The organism is Mycobacterium sp. Root135 (assembly GCF_001426545.1).
Taxonomy (GTDB): domain Bacteria; phylum Actinomycetota; class Actinomycetes; order Mycobacteriales; family Mycobacteriaceae; genus Mycobacterium.
The window spans coordinates 243459-258232 of sequence record NZ_LMEZ01000009.1; the positions used below are offsets into that span (position 1 = coordinate 243459).

Annotated in this window: 23 protein-coding genes; 16 read left to right on the plus strand and 7 right to left on the minus strand. The window is 68.8% G+C overall.

Annotation, left to right across the window (positions count from 1 at the left end):
- Positions 1–2 precede the first annotated feature (2 nt).
- The 5 genes from ASD37_RS26820 to ASD37_RS26840 all read right to left on the minus strand — a co-directional run bounded on the left by ASD37_RS26820 (position 3) and on the right by ASD37_RS26840 (position 4229).
- Entirely contained in the window at positions 3–2111 is a 2109-nt protein-coding gene (locus tag ASD37_RS26820; protein ID WP_056559962.1) for a cation-translocating P-type ATPase, read from the minus strand.
- Between the two features lie 42 nt (positions 2112–2153).
- Positions 2154–2438, minus strand: a complete 285-nt coding sequence (locus ASD37_RS26825; RefSeq protein ID WP_056558978.1) for a DUF1490 family protein — start codon at positions 2436–2438, stop codon at positions 2154–2156.
- A gap of 242 nt (positions 2439–2680) precedes the next feature.
- Positions 2681–3022: an ANTAR domain-containing protein gene (locus tag ASD37_RS26830; RefSeq protein WP_056558981.1), complete on the minus strand. Its 342-nt coding sequence runs from the start codon at positions 3020–3022 to the stop codon at positions 2681–2683.
- A 158-nt stretch (positions 3023–3180) separates the two neighbouring features.
- Positions 3181–3657: a hypothetical protein gene (locus ASD37_RS26835; protein WP_156721128.1), complete on the minus strand. Its 477-nt coding sequence runs from the start codon at positions 3655–3657 to the stop codon at positions 3181–3183.
- Positions 3654–4229 carry an RNA polymerase sigma factor gene (locus ASD37_RS26840; protein WP_056558985.1) on the minus strand — a complete coding sequence of 192 codons (576 nt, stop codon included), beginning with the start codon at positions 4227–4229 and terminating at the stop codon, positions 3654–3656. Before ASD37_RS26840 ends, ASD37_RS26835 begins: the two co-directional genes overlap by 4 nt.
- Positions 4230–4501: 272 nt before the next feature.
- On the opposite strand from ASD37_RS26840, the gene ASD37_RS26845 reads away from it, so the two are divergent.
- From ASD37_RS26845 to ASD37_RS26895, 11 genes are all read left to right on the plus strand, one after another.
- Entirely contained in the window at positions 4502–4672 is a 171-nt protein-coding gene (locus ASD37_RS26845; protein WP_056558988.1) for a CsbD family protein, read from the plus strand.
- 189 nt (positions 4673–4861) lie between these two features.
- On the plus strand, positions 4862–5335 hold the full coding sequence (locus ASD37_RS26850; protein WP_056558991.1) for an Asp23/Gls24 family envelope stress response protein: 474 nt from the start codon (positions 4862–4864) through the stop codon (positions 5333–5335).
- 32 nt (positions 5336–5367) lie between these two features.
- The gene (locus ASD37_RS26855; RefSeq protein ID WP_056559964.1) at positions 5368–5661 is read left to right on the plus strand and encodes an Asp23/Gls24 family envelope stress response protein; all 294 of its coding nucleotides are present in this window, start codon (positions 5368–5370) and stop codon (positions 5659–5661) included.
- Entirely contained in the window at positions 5658–5897 is a 240-nt protein-coding gene (locus tag ASD37_RS26860; RefSeq protein WP_056558995.1) for a hypothetical protein, read from the plus strand. The genes ASD37_RS26855 and ASD37_RS26860 overlap by 4 nt, the downstream gene beginning before the upstream one ends.
- A gap of 53 nt (positions 5898–5950) precedes the next feature.
- Entirely contained in the window at positions 5951–6130 is a 180-nt protein-coding gene (locus tag ASD37_RS26865; protein WP_056558997.1) for a hypothetical protein, read from the plus strand.
- Positions 6123–6515 carry an Asp23/Gls24 family envelope stress response protein gene (locus ASD37_RS26870; protein WP_082570447.1) on the plus strand — a complete coding sequence of 131 codons (393 nt, stop codon included), beginning with the start codon at positions 6123–6125 and terminating at the stop codon, positions 6513–6515. Before ASD37_RS26865 ends, ASD37_RS26870 begins: the two co-directional genes overlap by 8 nt.
- Entirely contained in the window at positions 6512–7078 is a 567-nt protein-coding gene (locus ASD37_RS26875) for a DUF6286 domain-containing protein (RefSeq protein WP_056559001.1), read from the plus strand. Before ASD37_RS26870 ends, ASD37_RS26875 begins: the two co-directional genes overlap by 4 nt.
- A gap of 1 nt (position 7079) precedes the next feature.
- Positions 7080–7640, plus strand: a complete 561-nt coding sequence (locus ASD37_RS26880; RefSeq protein WP_056559004.1) for a hypothetical protein — start codon at positions 7080–7082, stop codon at positions 7638–7640.
- Between the two features lie 33 nt (positions 7641–7673).
- Positions 7674–7922 (plus strand): hypothetical protein, encoded by a 249-nt coding sequence (locus tag ASD37_RS26885; protein WP_056559006.1) that lies wholly within the window; start codon positions 7674–7676, stop codon positions 7920–7922.
- 31 nt (positions 7923–7953) lie between these two features.
- Positions 7954–8394 (plus strand): PAS domain-containing protein, encoded by a 441-nt coding sequence (locus ASD37_RS26890; RefSeq protein WP_235568565.1) that lies wholly within the window; start codon positions 7954–7956, stop codon positions 8392–8394.
- A gap of 53 nt (positions 8395–8447) precedes the next feature.
- Positions 8448–8885, plus strand: a complete 438-nt coding sequence (locus tag ASD37_RS26895; protein WP_235568566.1) for an ATP-binding protein — start codon at positions 8448–8450, stop codon at positions 8883–8885.
- A gap of 76 nt (positions 8886–8961) precedes the next feature.
- Here the strand turns inward: ASD37_RS26895 and ASD37_RS26900 are convergent, their stop codons facing one another.
- Positions 8962–9192: a CsbD family protein gene (locus ASD37_RS26900; RefSeq protein ID WP_056559013.1), complete on the minus strand. Its 231-nt coding sequence runs from the start codon at positions 9190–9192 to the stop codon at positions 8962–8964.
- 376 nt (positions 9193–9568) lie between these two features.
- Between ASD37_RS26900 and ASD37_RS32620 the strand changes: the two genes are divergently transcribed.
- Both ASD37_RS32620 and ASD37_RS26915 read left to right on the plus strand, forming a co-directional pair.
- Complete coding sequence (locus tag ASD37_RS32620; protein ID WP_056559018.1) at positions 9569–9922, plus strand: J domain-containing protein; 354 nt, start codon at positions 9569–9571, stop codon at positions 9920–9922.
- Positions 9919–11193: an ArsB/NhaD family transporter gene (locus ASD37_RS26915; protein ID WP_255354948.1), complete on the plus strand. Its 1275-nt coding sequence runs from the start codon at positions 9919–9921 to the stop codon at positions 11191–11193. Before ASD37_RS32620 ends, ASD37_RS26915 begins: the two co-directional genes overlap by 4 nt.
- 45 nt (positions 11194–11238) lie before the next feature.
- Here the strand turns inward: ASD37_RS26915 and ASD37_RS26920 are convergent, their stop codons facing one another.
- Positions 11239–11871 (minus strand): hypothetical protein, encoded by a 633-nt coding sequence (locus tag ASD37_RS26920; RefSeq protein WP_056559021.1) that lies wholly within the window; start codon positions 11869–11871, stop codon positions 11239–11241.
- 139 nt (positions 11872–12010) lie between these two features.
- Between ASD37_RS26920 and ASD37_RS26925 the strand changes: the two genes are divergently transcribed.
- The 3 genes from ASD37_RS26925 (at position 12011) to ASD37_RS26935 (ending at position 14612) form a co-directional block, all read left to right on the plus strand.
- Positions 12011–12709, plus strand: coding sequence for a response regulator transcription factor (locus tag ASD37_RS26925; RefSeq protein ID WP_056559023.1), 699 nt, complete (start codon positions 12011–12013; stop codon positions 12707–12709).
- Positions 12706–14166, plus strand: a complete 1461-nt coding sequence (locus tag ASD37_RS26930; RefSeq protein WP_056559026.1) for a cell wall metabolism sensor histidine kinase WalK — start codon at positions 12706–12708, stop codon at positions 14164–14166. Before ASD37_RS26925 ends, ASD37_RS26930 begins: the two co-directional genes overlap by 4 nt.
- Positions 14167–14267: 101 nt before the next feature.
- Positions 14268–14612: an ANTAR domain-containing protein gene (locus tag ASD37_RS26935; RefSeq protein ID WP_056559029.1), complete on the plus strand. Its 345-nt coding sequence runs from the start codon at positions 14268–14270 to the stop codon at positions 14610–14612.
- Positions 14613–14774 lie beyond the last annotated feature (162 nt).

The window sequence follows — 14774 nt, forward strand, 5'->3', positions numbered from 1 at the left end:
CTCTATTCGTCGTCCAACTGGTAGCGGATCAGCCGGGAGCTGTTCGCCACCACCGCGACCGACGACGCGTTGTGCATGATGGCCGCCAGCACGGGGGACAGAGCGCCGCCCGCACCCACCAGCAGCCCAATGGCGTTGACCGCGATGGACATTGCATAGTTCTGCCGGATCACCGTGACGGCCCTGTTGCCGAGCACGCGCACGTCGAGCAGCCGGGTCAGGTCGTCACTGGCCAGCGCGACGTCGGCGGTTTCGACGGCGACGTCGGTGCCGCCAAGGCCCATCGCGATGCCGATGTCCGCGGCCGCGAGGGCCGGAGCGTCGTTCACCCCGTCGCCGACCATGGCCACCACGTAGCCCTCGGCGCGCAGCGCCTGAACCACTTCGAGCTTGTCCTCGGGGAGGACTTCGGCCCTCCATTCGTCGATGCCCAGCTCCGCGGCGATGGCACGGGCGGTCTCCGGGTGGTCCCCGGTCAGCATGACGATCCGTCGAACCCCGGTGGCCCGCAACGACGTCAGGACCGACAGGGCCTCGGGGCGGACCTCGTCACGCAGGCTGATCAACCCGATCAGCTTGCCGTCCACGGCAAGCAGCAGCGGTGTCTCGGCCGCGTGCTGCAACTTGGTGACCCAGTCCGACGCCTTCTTCGTCACCCGCACCTTTTCCTGGCGCAGCAGCGACGGGCTGCCCAGGAGCAGGGTGCGCCCGTCGGACTTGGTGCGCATGCCCAACCCGACGAGCACCTCGCACTCCTCGTGCGGGGGGATCACGATGTGGCGTTCCTCGGTGGACCGAATCACGGCTTCGGCCAACGGGTGTCGTGAGTGGATCTCGGAGCTGGCGGCGTAGGCGAGCACCTGCTCGGGCTCCCAGGCCTTGTCGAAGGCGACGACGTTGGTGACCACGGGTCGGCCGATGGTGAGGGTGCCGGTCTTGTCGAACACCACGGCGTCGACGCGACCCGCTTCTTCGAGGTGCGAGCCGCCCTTGATGAGGATGCCGCGCCGTGCTCCGTTGCCGATGGCCGCGCTGATCGCGGTGGGGGTGGCCAGGCCGACCGCACACGGGCAGGCCACCAGCAGAACGGTCATCGCTCGCCGCACGTCACCGGTCACGATGAGGCTAAGCGCGGACACCAGGAAGGACGCCGGGACGAAGCGCCGCGAAAAGCTTTCTCCGACAGTCTGAATGGGCGCCCGATCCCGCTGGGCTTCCTCGACGCGCTGAATGATCCGTCCGATGGCGGTTTGGTTGCCGACGGCGCTGGCGCGGACGACGATTCGGCCCCTGACGACTACCGAGCCAGCGTGCACCCGCGTGCCGGTGGCGACGGTGACGGGCAGGGTCTCGCCGGTGATGGCGGACTGGTCGACGACGGCCTCCCCGCCGACGACGTCGCCGTCGACCGGGATGGCGATCTGATCGTGGACGATCACCAGATCGCCGACGATGAGCGAGTCGATCTCCACTTCGACCTCGCTGCCGTCGGGCAATTGCACCCAGGCGGTGTCCTGGTTGCCCTGCAGCAGATTTGCGATGGCGCGGCGGGTCCGTCGCAGCGTCAGATCCTGCAGGTACTCGCCAATGTTCAACAGCCACAACACCGTCAGCGCGACGACGTTCTCCCGCAGGATCAGGCTCGCCACGGTGGCCGCGGAGACCAGCAGGTCGGTGCCCGCGGACTGGCCGCCGCGCAGCGCGCGCAACGCGCCACGCAGGAACGGGTAGCCCGTGATGATGGTCGCGCCGGTGACGACGACCCGGCTCGTCGGCCCCAGCAAGGCGGGACGCCCGAACACGTAGCGGCGAGATCCCAGCAGCAGCAAGGCAATTCCACCCAGAGCCATCCGGGCGACGTCGGCGTTCCCGACGTCGGCCGAGTGCGGTGCGCGGTAGGGCACCAGGGCGGACGGCGCGACGTCGCGCGTGTTCGCGATGGCGTCGAGAATCGCGGCGGCGTCACACCGCTTGGGGGAGTACCACACCACGACCGAGGCGGTCCGTGGATACGCGTGCACGGCACGGACGCCGGGGATCTTCTCGATGTCGTCTTCGAGCGCAACTGCCAGCGCCGGGCTGGATCGGAACCACGGGGCTTGGACCCGCATCCGCCCCGCGGCGTCGGACAGGACTGTCGGCGCCGTCACGGGTTAGTGCGAGTGGCCGTCGGAGGTGTCGTGAATCGCTGGAGGCGGCGCTTCTTCGCCGACGCGTTCGCGTGCCTCGGCGACGACGTCGGCGACCTTCAGTCGGGCGCGCTCGGCGGTTTCCTCTGCCTTGCGGGTGCCGCGCAGGCCCCAGGCCGTCGCAGCCACGGACGCCTGGTGCACGGGCGCCTTCGCGACCGCCTTGCGGGCGAGTTCGTACGCCGCAACGCCGACTGCGCCGGTCACCACCGTCGTCGCCGCCTTCGCGACCAATCCGTGCAATAGCATGTGCCCTCCGAACAAATGGTAATGACAATCGTTAACGAAAACAGATCGTATACCCGGTGGCTGGTTCGGCAAGCCACCCGCTGGCGGCAACGGTACGCGCGACGCTTTGCTGGTCGACGGAGAATCTCAGAACGAGTCGAGGGCGCCCTTGGTGGCTCTGGTCGGAACCACCAAGGGCTTGAGAAAGTCACATCCCGGGATGCGGCTCCTCCGAGAGTGTTGCTACCCAGCTGGCAGCGCGGCTACGCATCCGTCTTTGGTTGACCGACCCGCTGGTGCGCGGTGAGCAGCACCCTGTCGTGGTCCAGGCGATTCTGGAGCGGCTTGCGCTTGCCGAGCTCCGAGATGTCCTTGACCACCTGCTCGGCGAGCAGGCGGAGTTTGACGTTGTGCTGCTGGGACTGCCAGCGCAGAAGGTCGAACGCCGCGTGTTCGTCCAGACCGTAGATGAACATCAGCATGCCCTTGGCCTGCTCGATGGAGGCGCGTTGCTCGGCGATCTCGCGCACCGCGTTGGAAATCCGCGCCTCGTCGTCGGGCTGCGGTATGCCGGGCGGCCCGTGGCCGTCGGTCGCGGTACTCATTGATCCTCCCGTGCGAACAGCTGTTGTTCGTCGCCCCGTCGGGATGCGGATCGTGTTGAACCTGCCATCGCCGAGGTCTGGGGCAACGCCATCCATGTTCCGCCGGGATGCGGGTCGTTTCAAGCGCCGCAGCGCGGCGACGCCTTCCGCGGTGCGTTCTACGCGCCGAGCGGGTCGCCGGTGACGACGTCGGTGACGGTGACGTCGACCGGCCGTTGGCCGACGGGAGCGTCGCCGAGTAGTTCGGCGATGACGTCGAGGGTGGTGCCGCGGATGTGGCTGGCCAGTTCCCTCAGATCAGTGCCGTAGCTGCCGGTGAGTTCGATGTCGACCGAGCGCAGCGTTTTGGTCCGGTCGTCCATGTCGAACGTGATGCGGGTGGGAGCGCAGAGGTAGCGCTGGCGAAGCTCGATGGCGAGGGTGCTGCGCAGCACGTGGTCACTGACGAAGATCTGACCGGGACCGGCCTTGTCGGGCGGTGTCTGGGCAGCCAGCGGATGGCCGCCAGGACGCGCGGTGGTGCGGATCGACGAGATGACGCGTCCCGCGATCGCATCCCACCCAGGTTCTGGCGCCGACCTGAGGAATTCGATCGCACGGAACATCGGGTCTGGTGGCGTAGACGGAGTGCTCATTGCCACCTTTCCAGTCGGGTTCGCAGTGTCGCGGTGGCACGGAAGTGATGCCCGCGCGCCGCGTCGGGACTCATGTCCAGGGCAGTCCCAATCTCGGGGAACGTCATGGATTCTATTTCTCGGAGTACCCATGATGCGCGCTGTCGATACGGAAGTTCGGCCAACGCCGCTTCCAGCGCCGCCAAGAAGGCCGTGTTCGACGCCGCCGTGAACGGATCGGTGCTGCGCTGGGGAGCCGGAATCGCCTCCATGAGCTGGTCGTCGATGGGTTGAGCGCGTTTGACCCGATAGTTGTCGGTGATCTTGTGCGAGCAGATCGAGAAGAGCCACGTCTTCAACGACGACCGACCCTGAAACGTCGCGAGCTGACGCCAAGCGGCGATGAAGGTTGCTTGCACGACGTCGGCGGCGTCGGCTTCGTTGGCCAGCAGCCGCCGCGCGTACCGGTGCAGCGGCGGACCGTAGCGATGCACGACGACCTCGAACGCTTCCCTGTCCCCGAGTACAGCGGCGCGGAGCAGGGCTTCGTCGCCGGCGTCGGCAATTCGCCCGCCACCGCTGGCTGTCGTCACGCACGCTCCCCATACGTCCGCACCCGATCTCCGAGTGGTTCGGGTAGTGCAACCGAACTCTACTGGCAAACGCGTCGACGACTTCTGGCCGGGCGCCGCGTGATGTGATCCGGTTCACGCCGAGGGGACGTTCGGTTTCGGCCTTCCCGTCCGACTCAACTCACGACCTGTTGAAACGGTTTGTCCCCAATGCCATTTGGGGCGACCCTCGCAGGATGACGCCTTCGAGGACCACTCGAAGGCGATGGGTAACACAACGAAGGGAAGCCATCATGGGCATCGTGGACAAGGCCAAGAACGCCGCTGAAGACGCCATCGGCAAGGCCAAGGAGGTCATCGGTGAGGCCACCAACAACGACGACCTGGCCGCCGAAGGCAAGAAGGACCAGGGTGTGTCCGGCGTGAAGAAGGTCGGCGAGAACATCAAGGACACCTTCAAGTAACGAGCACGGCCACGGGGCCGCGTCGCGCCGCAGCAAGGCGGCGGGGCGCGGCCCTTGCCCCCGCCGGACCGCGACGTTGCATGTGAGTCAGTTCACTGAGCTGCGACGTTCGGATCGAGGCCCGGGCCCCGACTACACCACCGAAGCACGAAGATCATCACCAACTTTCGACGAGGAGTTTCGATCACGATGACCAGCACCCAGCCCGTCACCACCGCCACGGCAACCACCGGCAAGGACGTCGCCTCCGTCACCAGTTCGACACTGGTGAGCTCGCAGGGCAAGACCACCATCGCCGACACCGTGGTGTCGAAGATCGCCGGGATCGCCGCCCGCGAGGTCAGCGGCGTCTACGCCCTCGGCGGCGGCGCCTCCCGCGTCGTCGGTGCGCTGCGCGAACGCATCCCCGGCGCCAACGTCAACCACTCCCAGGGCGTCTCGGTCGAGGTCGGGGAGAAGCAGGCGGCCGTCGACCTCGACATCGTCGCCGAGTACGGCGTGTCCATCGCCGACCTGGCCACCGGACTGCGCCGCAACGTCATCACCGCGATCGAGCGGATGACGGGCCTCGAGGTCACCGAAGTCAACGTCACCGTGCACGACATCCACCTCGCCGGCGACGACGACGTCGACTCCGACGACGCGGTCACCCGGGTGCAGTGACCAACACGGACACGGGTGAAGGACACCACTCGATGACGAGCGAGCCCGACCAGGCCGATCTCATCGCCGACGCCGTCACCGCGGTGCCGGGGGTGGTCGGGTTGCACGCCGGCATGTTCGGCGAAGTCGCGACCTACCTCCCCGGCCACCGGGTGGCGGGAATCCGCACCAACCCCGACGGCGTCACAGAGGTCCACGTGACGCTTCGCTACGGCACGCCGGTCCGCGACACTGCGGCACGGGTCCGTGACGCCGCGGCCGCCGTGGTCGGTGGCGTCGTCGACGTGACAGTGGAAGACGTCGTCACCGAAGCCTCCGCATCGTGACCGTGGCGCGGTGGGACCGCTACCCGGATCGGGCCAGCGCCCGCCGCGCCGCAGCTCGCGAGTTTCACCCCGACCGGGGCGGCAGCCCGGGGGAGTTCGCGGCGGCACTCGACGCGATCGACGTCCACTTCCGCCAGCCCCGCCCCCATTCGAGCGTCCGACGCCGGCGGCGTCGCACTTTCAGCGTCAACCCGCTTCGCCTACTGCGCCGTCGGCGCCGCTTCATCGAGCTCTGACGCGCCCCACGACACCACAGAAACGCTGTGCTGCAACATCTTCGGAGGTTCACATGACCACATCCAGTTTGGGCTTGATCGCCGGCCTTCTGCTCGGCATCGCCGCGGCCGCGGGCGGTTTGACCGGCTTCGTCGTCGCTCTGATCCTCGGCGTCGCCGGGTACCTGATCGGCGGCCAGCGCGACGGCGAGTTCGACTTGTCGACACTGTTCCCCGGGCGTCGTCGTGGCTGACGACGCTCACGACGTCGTTCACGACGCGGATGCGGCCGACGATCCCGGCGCCCGCGGTGAGCTCACCGTGCGCGACAAGGTGGCGCAGCGACTCGCCGTGCACGCCGCCCGGCTCACCGACGGGGTGCACCAGCACTCCGCGGGTCTGAACAAGATCACCGGACGTGAACTGCCCCGCGCGACCGTCTCGATCGCCGGTGACCGCGCCCACGTAGAGGTGAGCATCGCCGTCGCGTGGCCCGCGCCCGTGGTCGACGTCGGCGCCGCCGTGCAACGCAACGTCGTGGACGCACTGAGGACGTATGCCGCCCTGACCGTCGACCGCGTCGACGTGGCCGTCGACGCCGTCCTACCCGCCGCCACACCCTCGAGGACCGTGCAATGACCACCACCCAGGACCGCGCCACCGCCGTCGAACCCGCGTCGAGCCGCCCACCCGTGGCCGCACCGGCCGCCGGCTACGTCGGTGCGCTGATCGCCCTGCTGATCCTCGCCGTCGGTGCCGTCGCCCTGCGTGACGCCGCCGTGCACTTCGGCTGGCTGCAGGGAACCGCATGGACCGACACCGCCGTGTCCGGACTCGACGGTCTGACCTACCAGCCCTGGATGCTGCCCGCGGGCATCGTCGCCATCCTGATCGGGCTGTGGTGGGTCTCGACAGCACTTCGGCCGCGGCGACGCACAGCACTCGAGGTCCCGGCCAAGACGAGCGTGTGGATTGCCAAGGCAGATCTGGCCCGATTGGCCAGCGCCGCAGCAGCTTCCGTACCCGGCGTGCTGGACAGCCGCGCGTCGGCAAGCCTGCGCACGGTCAAGGTCACCGCCGACGTCACCGGTAGCGATCCCGCGTTGAAGGCCGCCGTCACCACCGCCGTCGCCGACACGATCGGCGGATTCACCAAGACCACACCGCGCATCAAGGTGCGCACACGCACAGGAGCGAACTGACATGACCCGCCTGGCCGTCACCTTCGACCGGTTCGCCGCCATCGTCGCCGGGCTCGCGCTCGTCGCGTTCGGCGGGGCGCTGGTGGTGTGGAACACCACCTGGGTGCCCAACCTGCCCGACGCGATTGCGCTACCCGGGCTGCGCTCGGCCACCACCACCGGCTGGTGGCCCTTCGCCCTGGCCGGTGCCGGCGTCGTGCTCGTCGTCGTCGCCCTGCGCTGGTTGTTCGCCCACACCCCGGCCGCCAAGGTCAAGGACCTGCCGCTGCGCTCGGACGCCGCCGGGTCGATCACCGTCGACCTCGGCGAGGTCGCCACCGCCGCTGCCGCCGCCCTGGCACAGTCACTCGACGTCCAATCCGCCAGCGGCAAGGCCGTCGTCGACCGAGGAACCCGCACGGTCGACCTCACCGTCACCACCAACGCCTCGCCGCGATCCGACCGGCTCCTCCCGGCGATCGACGCGGTCTGCGCCCAGGTTTCGGGCATGCTGTCCGACCCGTCCGTCGCCACCCGCACCACCATCCACACCGGCACCCGTGAGCGTCGCCGGGTTCGGTGATCCGGTCACCCGTCAACCAGTAAGGACCACACCATGCTTGCCCTCTTGAGTACGCCACTACGGCGTTGGCTGCTGGCCAGCTTGCTGCTGCCCGTCATCGCCACGATTCTGACGAAACTCGGCCGCTACCTGCAGCGCCGCAACGGAGGAAAGCCCACCGCCGTCTCGCGCGTGCTCCTCGGGCTCTCGTCGGTCGCCCGACGCTTCACCAGGAAGCACAGCCCCGACGCCGACCCGGCCGTGACGGATTCGCGGTCGGCCAACGCCAAGCAGCTGTCCTGACGCTACCGAACACGCCATTCGAGGAGGCGACATGTCCGTCGAGACCCCATTGAGTGAAACAGACCAGCAAGCCGTCGACCGGCGGCGGCCACGCTCCCACGACGAGTCGCAAATGGACACGTTGAGGCGACTACCGGCCCTGCGTGTATTGGAGCAACTGCCCGTGCCGGTGGTGGCGGTCACCGAAGAGGGCACCGTTCTGTACTCGAACGAGGCCATGGCCGAGATGCTCGGTCTGACACGCGAGCGGCTGCAGGCCATGAACTTCCGGGACGTCTTCGAGACGCCGCTGCAGTCGAAGAGCGCCGTCGCCGGGTTGCAACGACACGCAAACACGCTGGTCGAACTGTCGCATGCCGACGGACCAGTCATTCGCGCCGTCATGAGTCGGTCCGCTCTGCAGCGCGCCGACGACGACATCGCGCTGGTGACGTTTCACGATCTGACCGAGCAACTGTGGGCGCAAGGCTGACGAGTCTGCGCTCATAGGTTGGGTATTCGCCGATTTCGGGGTATGCCCCTGACATGACCGCGATGTGTGAGCGTGGAGCGACCTCTACTCAGCTGCGTCAAACCCGACCGGCCGACGCCAAGCATGCGTCACGCATGCGATGCGAGCTCGACGCGTGGCTGAAGGACGCAGCGCCCTCCCTACCCGAACACCGCTGTGCCGACGTGCTTCTCGGAGTCAACGAGGCATTGGCCAACTGCGCCGAGCACGCGTACCGCGGTCGAGCCAACGGCGACATCACCATGCATGCCACCTACGACGACGCCGCTCATCGAATCCGCGTGCGGATCAGCGACCACGGCAGGTGGCGGCTGAACTCGGTGGCGCAACGAAACAGGGGGCGTGGAATTGCCCTCATGCATGCCCTTGCCGACCACTGCAGCGTCGACCGTGACGGCGACGGCACCACCGTCCTCCTCGATTACGACGTGGCAGACGATCTCGCGCACTGACCCTTGGGTCGACGTGAAGACGGGCGGGCAGACCCCTGGAGGTTCTGCCCGCCCGTCTGAGCGTAATGAAAAGTGGTTACTCAGCGGCCTTTTGACGCGCCTCGGCGGTCTTCTCTGCGGCGCGAGCAGCTTCGGCTTCGGCTTCCTTCTTCGCCACGTCGCGCTGAGCTTCGGCCTTGTCCTGCTGCGCCCGACCCTCTTCGCGCAAGTCGTCCTGACCGCTGACGATGCCGATGACTTCCTTCGCCTTGCCCTTGACGTCCTCGACGACGCCCTTCACCGCTTCTTCGGGTCCACTGTCACCCATGTGAGCTCCATCCGTTCGCGTTGACGACATTCCGGTTCTCTCCGAAATCGACGAAGTGATACCCAATGTGGTCGACTTTTGAAACCCGGCCTTCTTCAGGTTGGGTTCAGGTTCGCGCCGTAGCGTCTCGCAGCGACCCGGCGGTCGCCGGTCAGCAAAATCGAAGCGCGACGCCCGGGGTGGCCATGGACGTCGCCACGCGTGGGATTCGGAAGGGGCGCATGGTGGACTTCGTTGCTTGGCAGCAGCACTCATCGGACCGTCCGTCGGCGGCTGGGTTGCCCGTGATCGCGCAGAGCCGCCGCTCGGCAATGCGGTGGGTGGCGTCCGACGGCCGTCCCTTGGTGAACCGGACCGGCGAAAGTGACTCGGAGAGATGAACGAACTACCCGCGAAGAAGGCCGCGAAGAAGGCGCCGGCGAAGAAGGCCGTGAAGAAGGCGCCCGCGAAGAAGGCCGTCAAGAAGGCGGCTGCCAAGAAAGCCCCCAAGAAGTCCGCCGCCAAGGGCGCGACCCGGAACACCTCGGCGCCCAAGCGGCCCGCACTGGCGGCGCCGCCCACCGACCCGTTGACCGTGCTCGGCCTGCAGCCGCACTTCACCCTGGCGGAACTGCGTCGCGCGTGGCGCGACCATGCCGCCACGCACCACCCCGACATCGGCGGCGACGCCGCGACGTTCAGTCGGGGCAGGCACGCTTACGAGGCGCTGCGGGAAGGCCTCGGCCGGTGACGGGCAGCTGGCCGGAGATAGCCGCACTGGTCGCTCTGGCGGCGGTGCTCGTGTTCGCGATGGTCCAGCCCCGCGGACTTCCCGAGGCGACGCTGGCCGTGCCGGTCGCCGCGATCCTGGTGGTCTGCGGCGTGGTCACCCCTGCCGCCGCGCTCGAACAGATGGAACTGCTCGGACCGACCGTGGGATTCCTTGCCGCCATCCTGGTTCTCGCGCACCTGGCCGACGAGGAAGGGGTCTTCCGATGGCTGGGCGCGGCACTCGCCAGGGCATCGGGCGACAATTCGCGCCGACTGCTGGGATTGGTCTTCGTCTCGGCGTCGGTCACGACGGCGGTGCTGAGCCTGGACGCGACCGTGGTCTTGCTGACACCGGTGGTGCTGGCGACGGCCCGCCTGGTTCGTGTTCGCGCCCGGCCCCACGTCTACGCCTGTGCCCACCTGTCGAATTCGGCGTCGACCCTGTTGCCGGTGTCGAATCTGACCAACCTGCTGGCATTTTCGGCCTCGGGTCTGACCTTCGTGTCGTTCGCCGCCGTGATGGCGCTGCCCTGGCTGGTCGTCGTCGGCCTGGAGTACGTGGTGTTCCGGCTCTTCTTCCGCAAGGACCTGAGCGCCGAACCCGATCCGGCCGAGCAGGCCGCGGACGACTCGACACCCGACCAGCCGACGCCCGTCTACGCCTTCGTCGTGCTCGGTCTGACGCTGGTCGGTTTCGGCGCGTCGGGGTTCGCCGGCGTCGAGCCGGTGTGGGTGGCGGTGGTGGGCGCGGTCGCGCTGGCCGTGCCTGGCGTCCGCCGCGGCGCGGTGACGGGCACGACGATCGTGCGTGCCGCGTCGCCGCTGTTCTGTCTGTTCGTGTTCGCACTCGGCGTGGTGGTCGTCGGCGTCAGTGCGCACGGGCTGGGTGCGGCTGTCGCCAACGCCCTGCCCACCGCGCCGACGCTGGTCGGTCTGCTGGTGGTGGCCGGCGTCGCGGCGGTGCTGTCGAACGTCGTCAACAACCTGCCCGCCACCTTGTTGATGCTGACCGCGCTGGGCACCGGTGCGCCCCCTGGCCTCGTCATGGCGATGCTCCTCGGCGTCAACATCGGGCCCAACCTGACCTATGTCGGTTCTCTGGCCACCCTGCTGTGGCGGCGGGTGCTCTCGGGTGCCGGAGTGCAACCGCGCCTACGTGACTTCTCTCTGTTGGGCGTGGCGACCGTGCCCATCTGCATCGTCGGGGCGGTCGTGGCCCTGTGGGCGGGCCTGGAGATCGGCCTGGCCTGAGCCACCGTTCCCCGGCAGAGGAGTGTCTGCCGGGGAACGAACCGCTTAGCGGGCAGGTTGCTCGGCAGGCAGCAGGGCCGTCGAGGGAGCGGCCGGGGCGGCCGGAGCCTGAGCCGCACCCCCACCGGGTTGCGGTGCTGGGGCGGATTGCTGGTTGCCCGGGCCCGCGGGACCGGCAGGTCCACCGGGACCGGCAGGTCCACCAGGACCGGCAGGTCCACCAGGACCGCCGGGTGCGCCAGGACCACCGGGAGGCGGCGGCGGAGGCGGGCCACCGAACTGGCCGCCGGGAGCGCCAGGACCACCGGGAGGCGGCGGGGGAGGCGGGCCACCGAACTGGCCGCCGGGTCCACCCGGGGGTGGCGGAGGCGGAGCGCACATCTCACCCTGCGCCGAGTAGTGGCTGGACATCCCGGCCGGTCCGAAGCCCGGCGAGGGTCCGGGTCCGCCGAAGAGCGCGGCGCCGAGCAGGCCGCCCACGATCAGGGCCACCACACCCGTCCCCACGGCGACCCCGACGGGGTGCTGTCGAGCCTTGTCGCCGGTCTCCGACCACCGGCTGGCGGGCTTGTCGGCGGGCGGGGTCGGCTCCACGGGTTGCGCGGGCTCCACCCGCTCCGCGGGCTGCGCGGGCTGGGCGCTCAAGTTGTCGGTGTTTTCGGTGTTGTCGTCGTTCACGTCGTCCTCACTTCGGTTGGCGGTTGCTGGTGACGACGTTGCTGGGTGAAGTTGAAGCGAACCTGAAGAATGCGGGTGCGGAGCGGTTCCTTCAGCTTCGCTTCAGGAATGGCAGCCCGGCACGGGACACAATGAACGCATGACCAGTCGCGCACCGTTGCGTCCAGACCCGCGCGCCAGGGTCCTGGTCGTCGAAGATTCCGAGACGATTCGAGAGATGGTGAGCGAAGCGCTCGACGACGCCGGGTACGTCACCGGCGCGCGGCCCGACGGAACGGGCCTCGAGGACACGCTGCGCGGCTTCCGCCCCGACCTGGTGGTGCTGGACGTGATGATGCCGGGCCGCGACGGCTTCGCGCTGATCAACGTCGTCCGCGACTACGGCGACACCGGCATCGTGCTGCTCACCGCGCGCGACGGCCTCGACGACCGGCTGCGAGGATTGGACGGCGGCGCCGACGACTACGTGGTCAAGCCGTTCGAGTTGGCCGAGTTGGTGTCGCGCGTCGGCTCGGTGCTGCGGCGCCGCGGGCGGTTGCCGTCCGCCGTGCAACTCGGCGACCTGGTGCTCGACGTCGACGCCGGCACGGCCACCCGCGCCGGTCAGCCGTTGGACCTCACCGCGACCGAGCTGCGTCTGTTGGCCTACCTTGCCGATCAGCGCGGACGGCTCGTCAGCAAGGAGCAGATCCTTACCGCGGTCTGGGGATACGACGCCTACGACCCCAACCTCGTGCAGGTCTACATCAGCGCCCTCCGTCGCAAGCTCGAGGCGCACGGGCCGCGAATCCTGCACACCAGCAGGGGAATTGGCTACCAACTGCGACCGACGCCGTGACCGAGACCCCGTCGCTGCGCCGTCGCGTCACGCTGTCGGCGGTAGCCCTGCTGGCCGCCGCGCTCGTCGTGTTCGGGGTGGTGATCGACGTCGCCTTCGGAACGCAGGTCAATCGCGACCTGCACGACCGGCTGGTGGCCACGGCCGCCAGGGCCGACGCGCTGGTGCAGACCGGCGCGTCCCCAGAGCAGACGGCGGCCCAGTTGAACGGCGGCGGCATCCGGGCGCTGCTGGTGACGGCCGACGGTCAGGCGTACGGGGATCCGGCCATCAGCCCCGACACCCAAGCTGGCCCCGGCACGGCGCTGGCGCCGCCAGGACCACCGCCGCCACCGGGCCGCCAGGACGGACCCGGACCGGGCGGCCCGCCGCCTCCTCCGCCGCCGCCCCGCCCTCTGGACGAGACGAACACGGCGGTCGTGCAACCGCTGCCCGACGGGGCTCGGCTGATTCTGGTTGCCGACACGACTCAGGCCACCGCCGCGGTGCGCGATCTTCGCGAGCTGTTGATCGGCGCCGGTGCGATTACCCTTGCAGTCGCCGCGGCGCTGCTGATCGCCGTCGCCCGCGGCGCGTTGCGGCCCCTCGACCGACTCACGGGGTTGGCGAGGGCCATCAGCACCGGCGACCGTGGCCGCCGTCTGCGACCGGACCGCCCGAACACCGAACTCGGCCGTGCCGCAGCAGCTTTCGACGAGATGCTCGACGCGCTGGAAGCTGCCGAACACCAAGCGCAGGAGGCGGCCGAGGTGGCTCGGCGGGCCGAGGCGCAGACGCGGGCGTTCCTTGCCGACGCCGCCCACGAGCTGCGCACCCCGCTCGCCGGAATCCAGGTCGCGGCCGAGCAACTGACCAACACCGCCGACGACGCCTCGCCGGACGCCACGTCACGCACCAAGCGCCGCGTCGCACTGTTGCTGTCGGACGCCCGCCGAGCCGGACGGCTCGTCACCGACATGTTGGACCTGAGCCGCATCGACGCCGGGCTGCCGCTGCGGGTCGCCGAGGTCGACGTAGTCGGGATCGCCGACGCTCAGGTGGAACGCGCCGACATGCTCGCACCGCAGACCACGGTGATGCGTACGGGTCTCGACCGCCTGGTGATCCCCGCCGACCCGCACCGCGTCGGTCAGATCCTGGCCAACCTGCTCGACAACGCACGCCGCTACACGCCGGCGGGTGGGCGGATCACGGTGCACGTCGAGGTGCTCGGTCCCGCCGCCAACCTGGTGGTCAGTGACACGGGCGAAGGTATCGCGCCGGAGGACCGCGAGCGGGTGTTCGACCGCCTGGTGCGGTTGGACGCTGCTCGCGATCGGGATCACGGAGGGGCGGGTCTTGGGTTGTCCATCGCCCGGGCGTTGGCGCGAGCCCACGGCGGCGATCTCGTCTGCGAGCCTCGGGACGGGGGCGCGCAGTTCCGTCTGACGCTGCCGACGATTGCGGCGCGCCCGTAACCAGCACCGACGCCGGGCGGCATTGACCCGGGTGCAGTCTATGGGCACTATTGGACGAAACGTTCAGAAAAGAACTACTCGTTCAATTGGTTGGGGGTGTCATGCAGTCGGAGCGGCAGCGGATGGCCATACCGTGCCAAGACCCGAGTCACACCAAGACCGAGGCCGACGCCGTCTACGAGTTCGGCGTAAACCGCGCGATCATCGAACAGGCCAAGGGCATGCTCATGTTCGTCTACGGGATCGACCCCGACGAGGCGTTCGACCGCCTCCGCGAGCAGTCCCAGCAGAACAACGTGAAGCTGCGACTGATCGCCAAGCAGGTGCTGTCGGATCTGGTGGAGCTGGCCCGCACATCCTCGCCGGCGCGCCGAATGGAACACGATCTGCTGCTGCGAACCGCGCATCAGCGGATTTCCGACGCCGCCGCCCGTCAGCAGGCCTGATCCAGGTTTTCTGCCACCACAAATGCGCAGCTCGGGGCCTCGTCAAAAGAAAATCGCCCCTCGCACCACGCCGGACCCCCGTCGGCTCCGAATGCCTCTGCGTGGGGACTAGCGCAATCAGATCGACGGACCAGAACGCACGGAGTCGGACGACATGCAGAA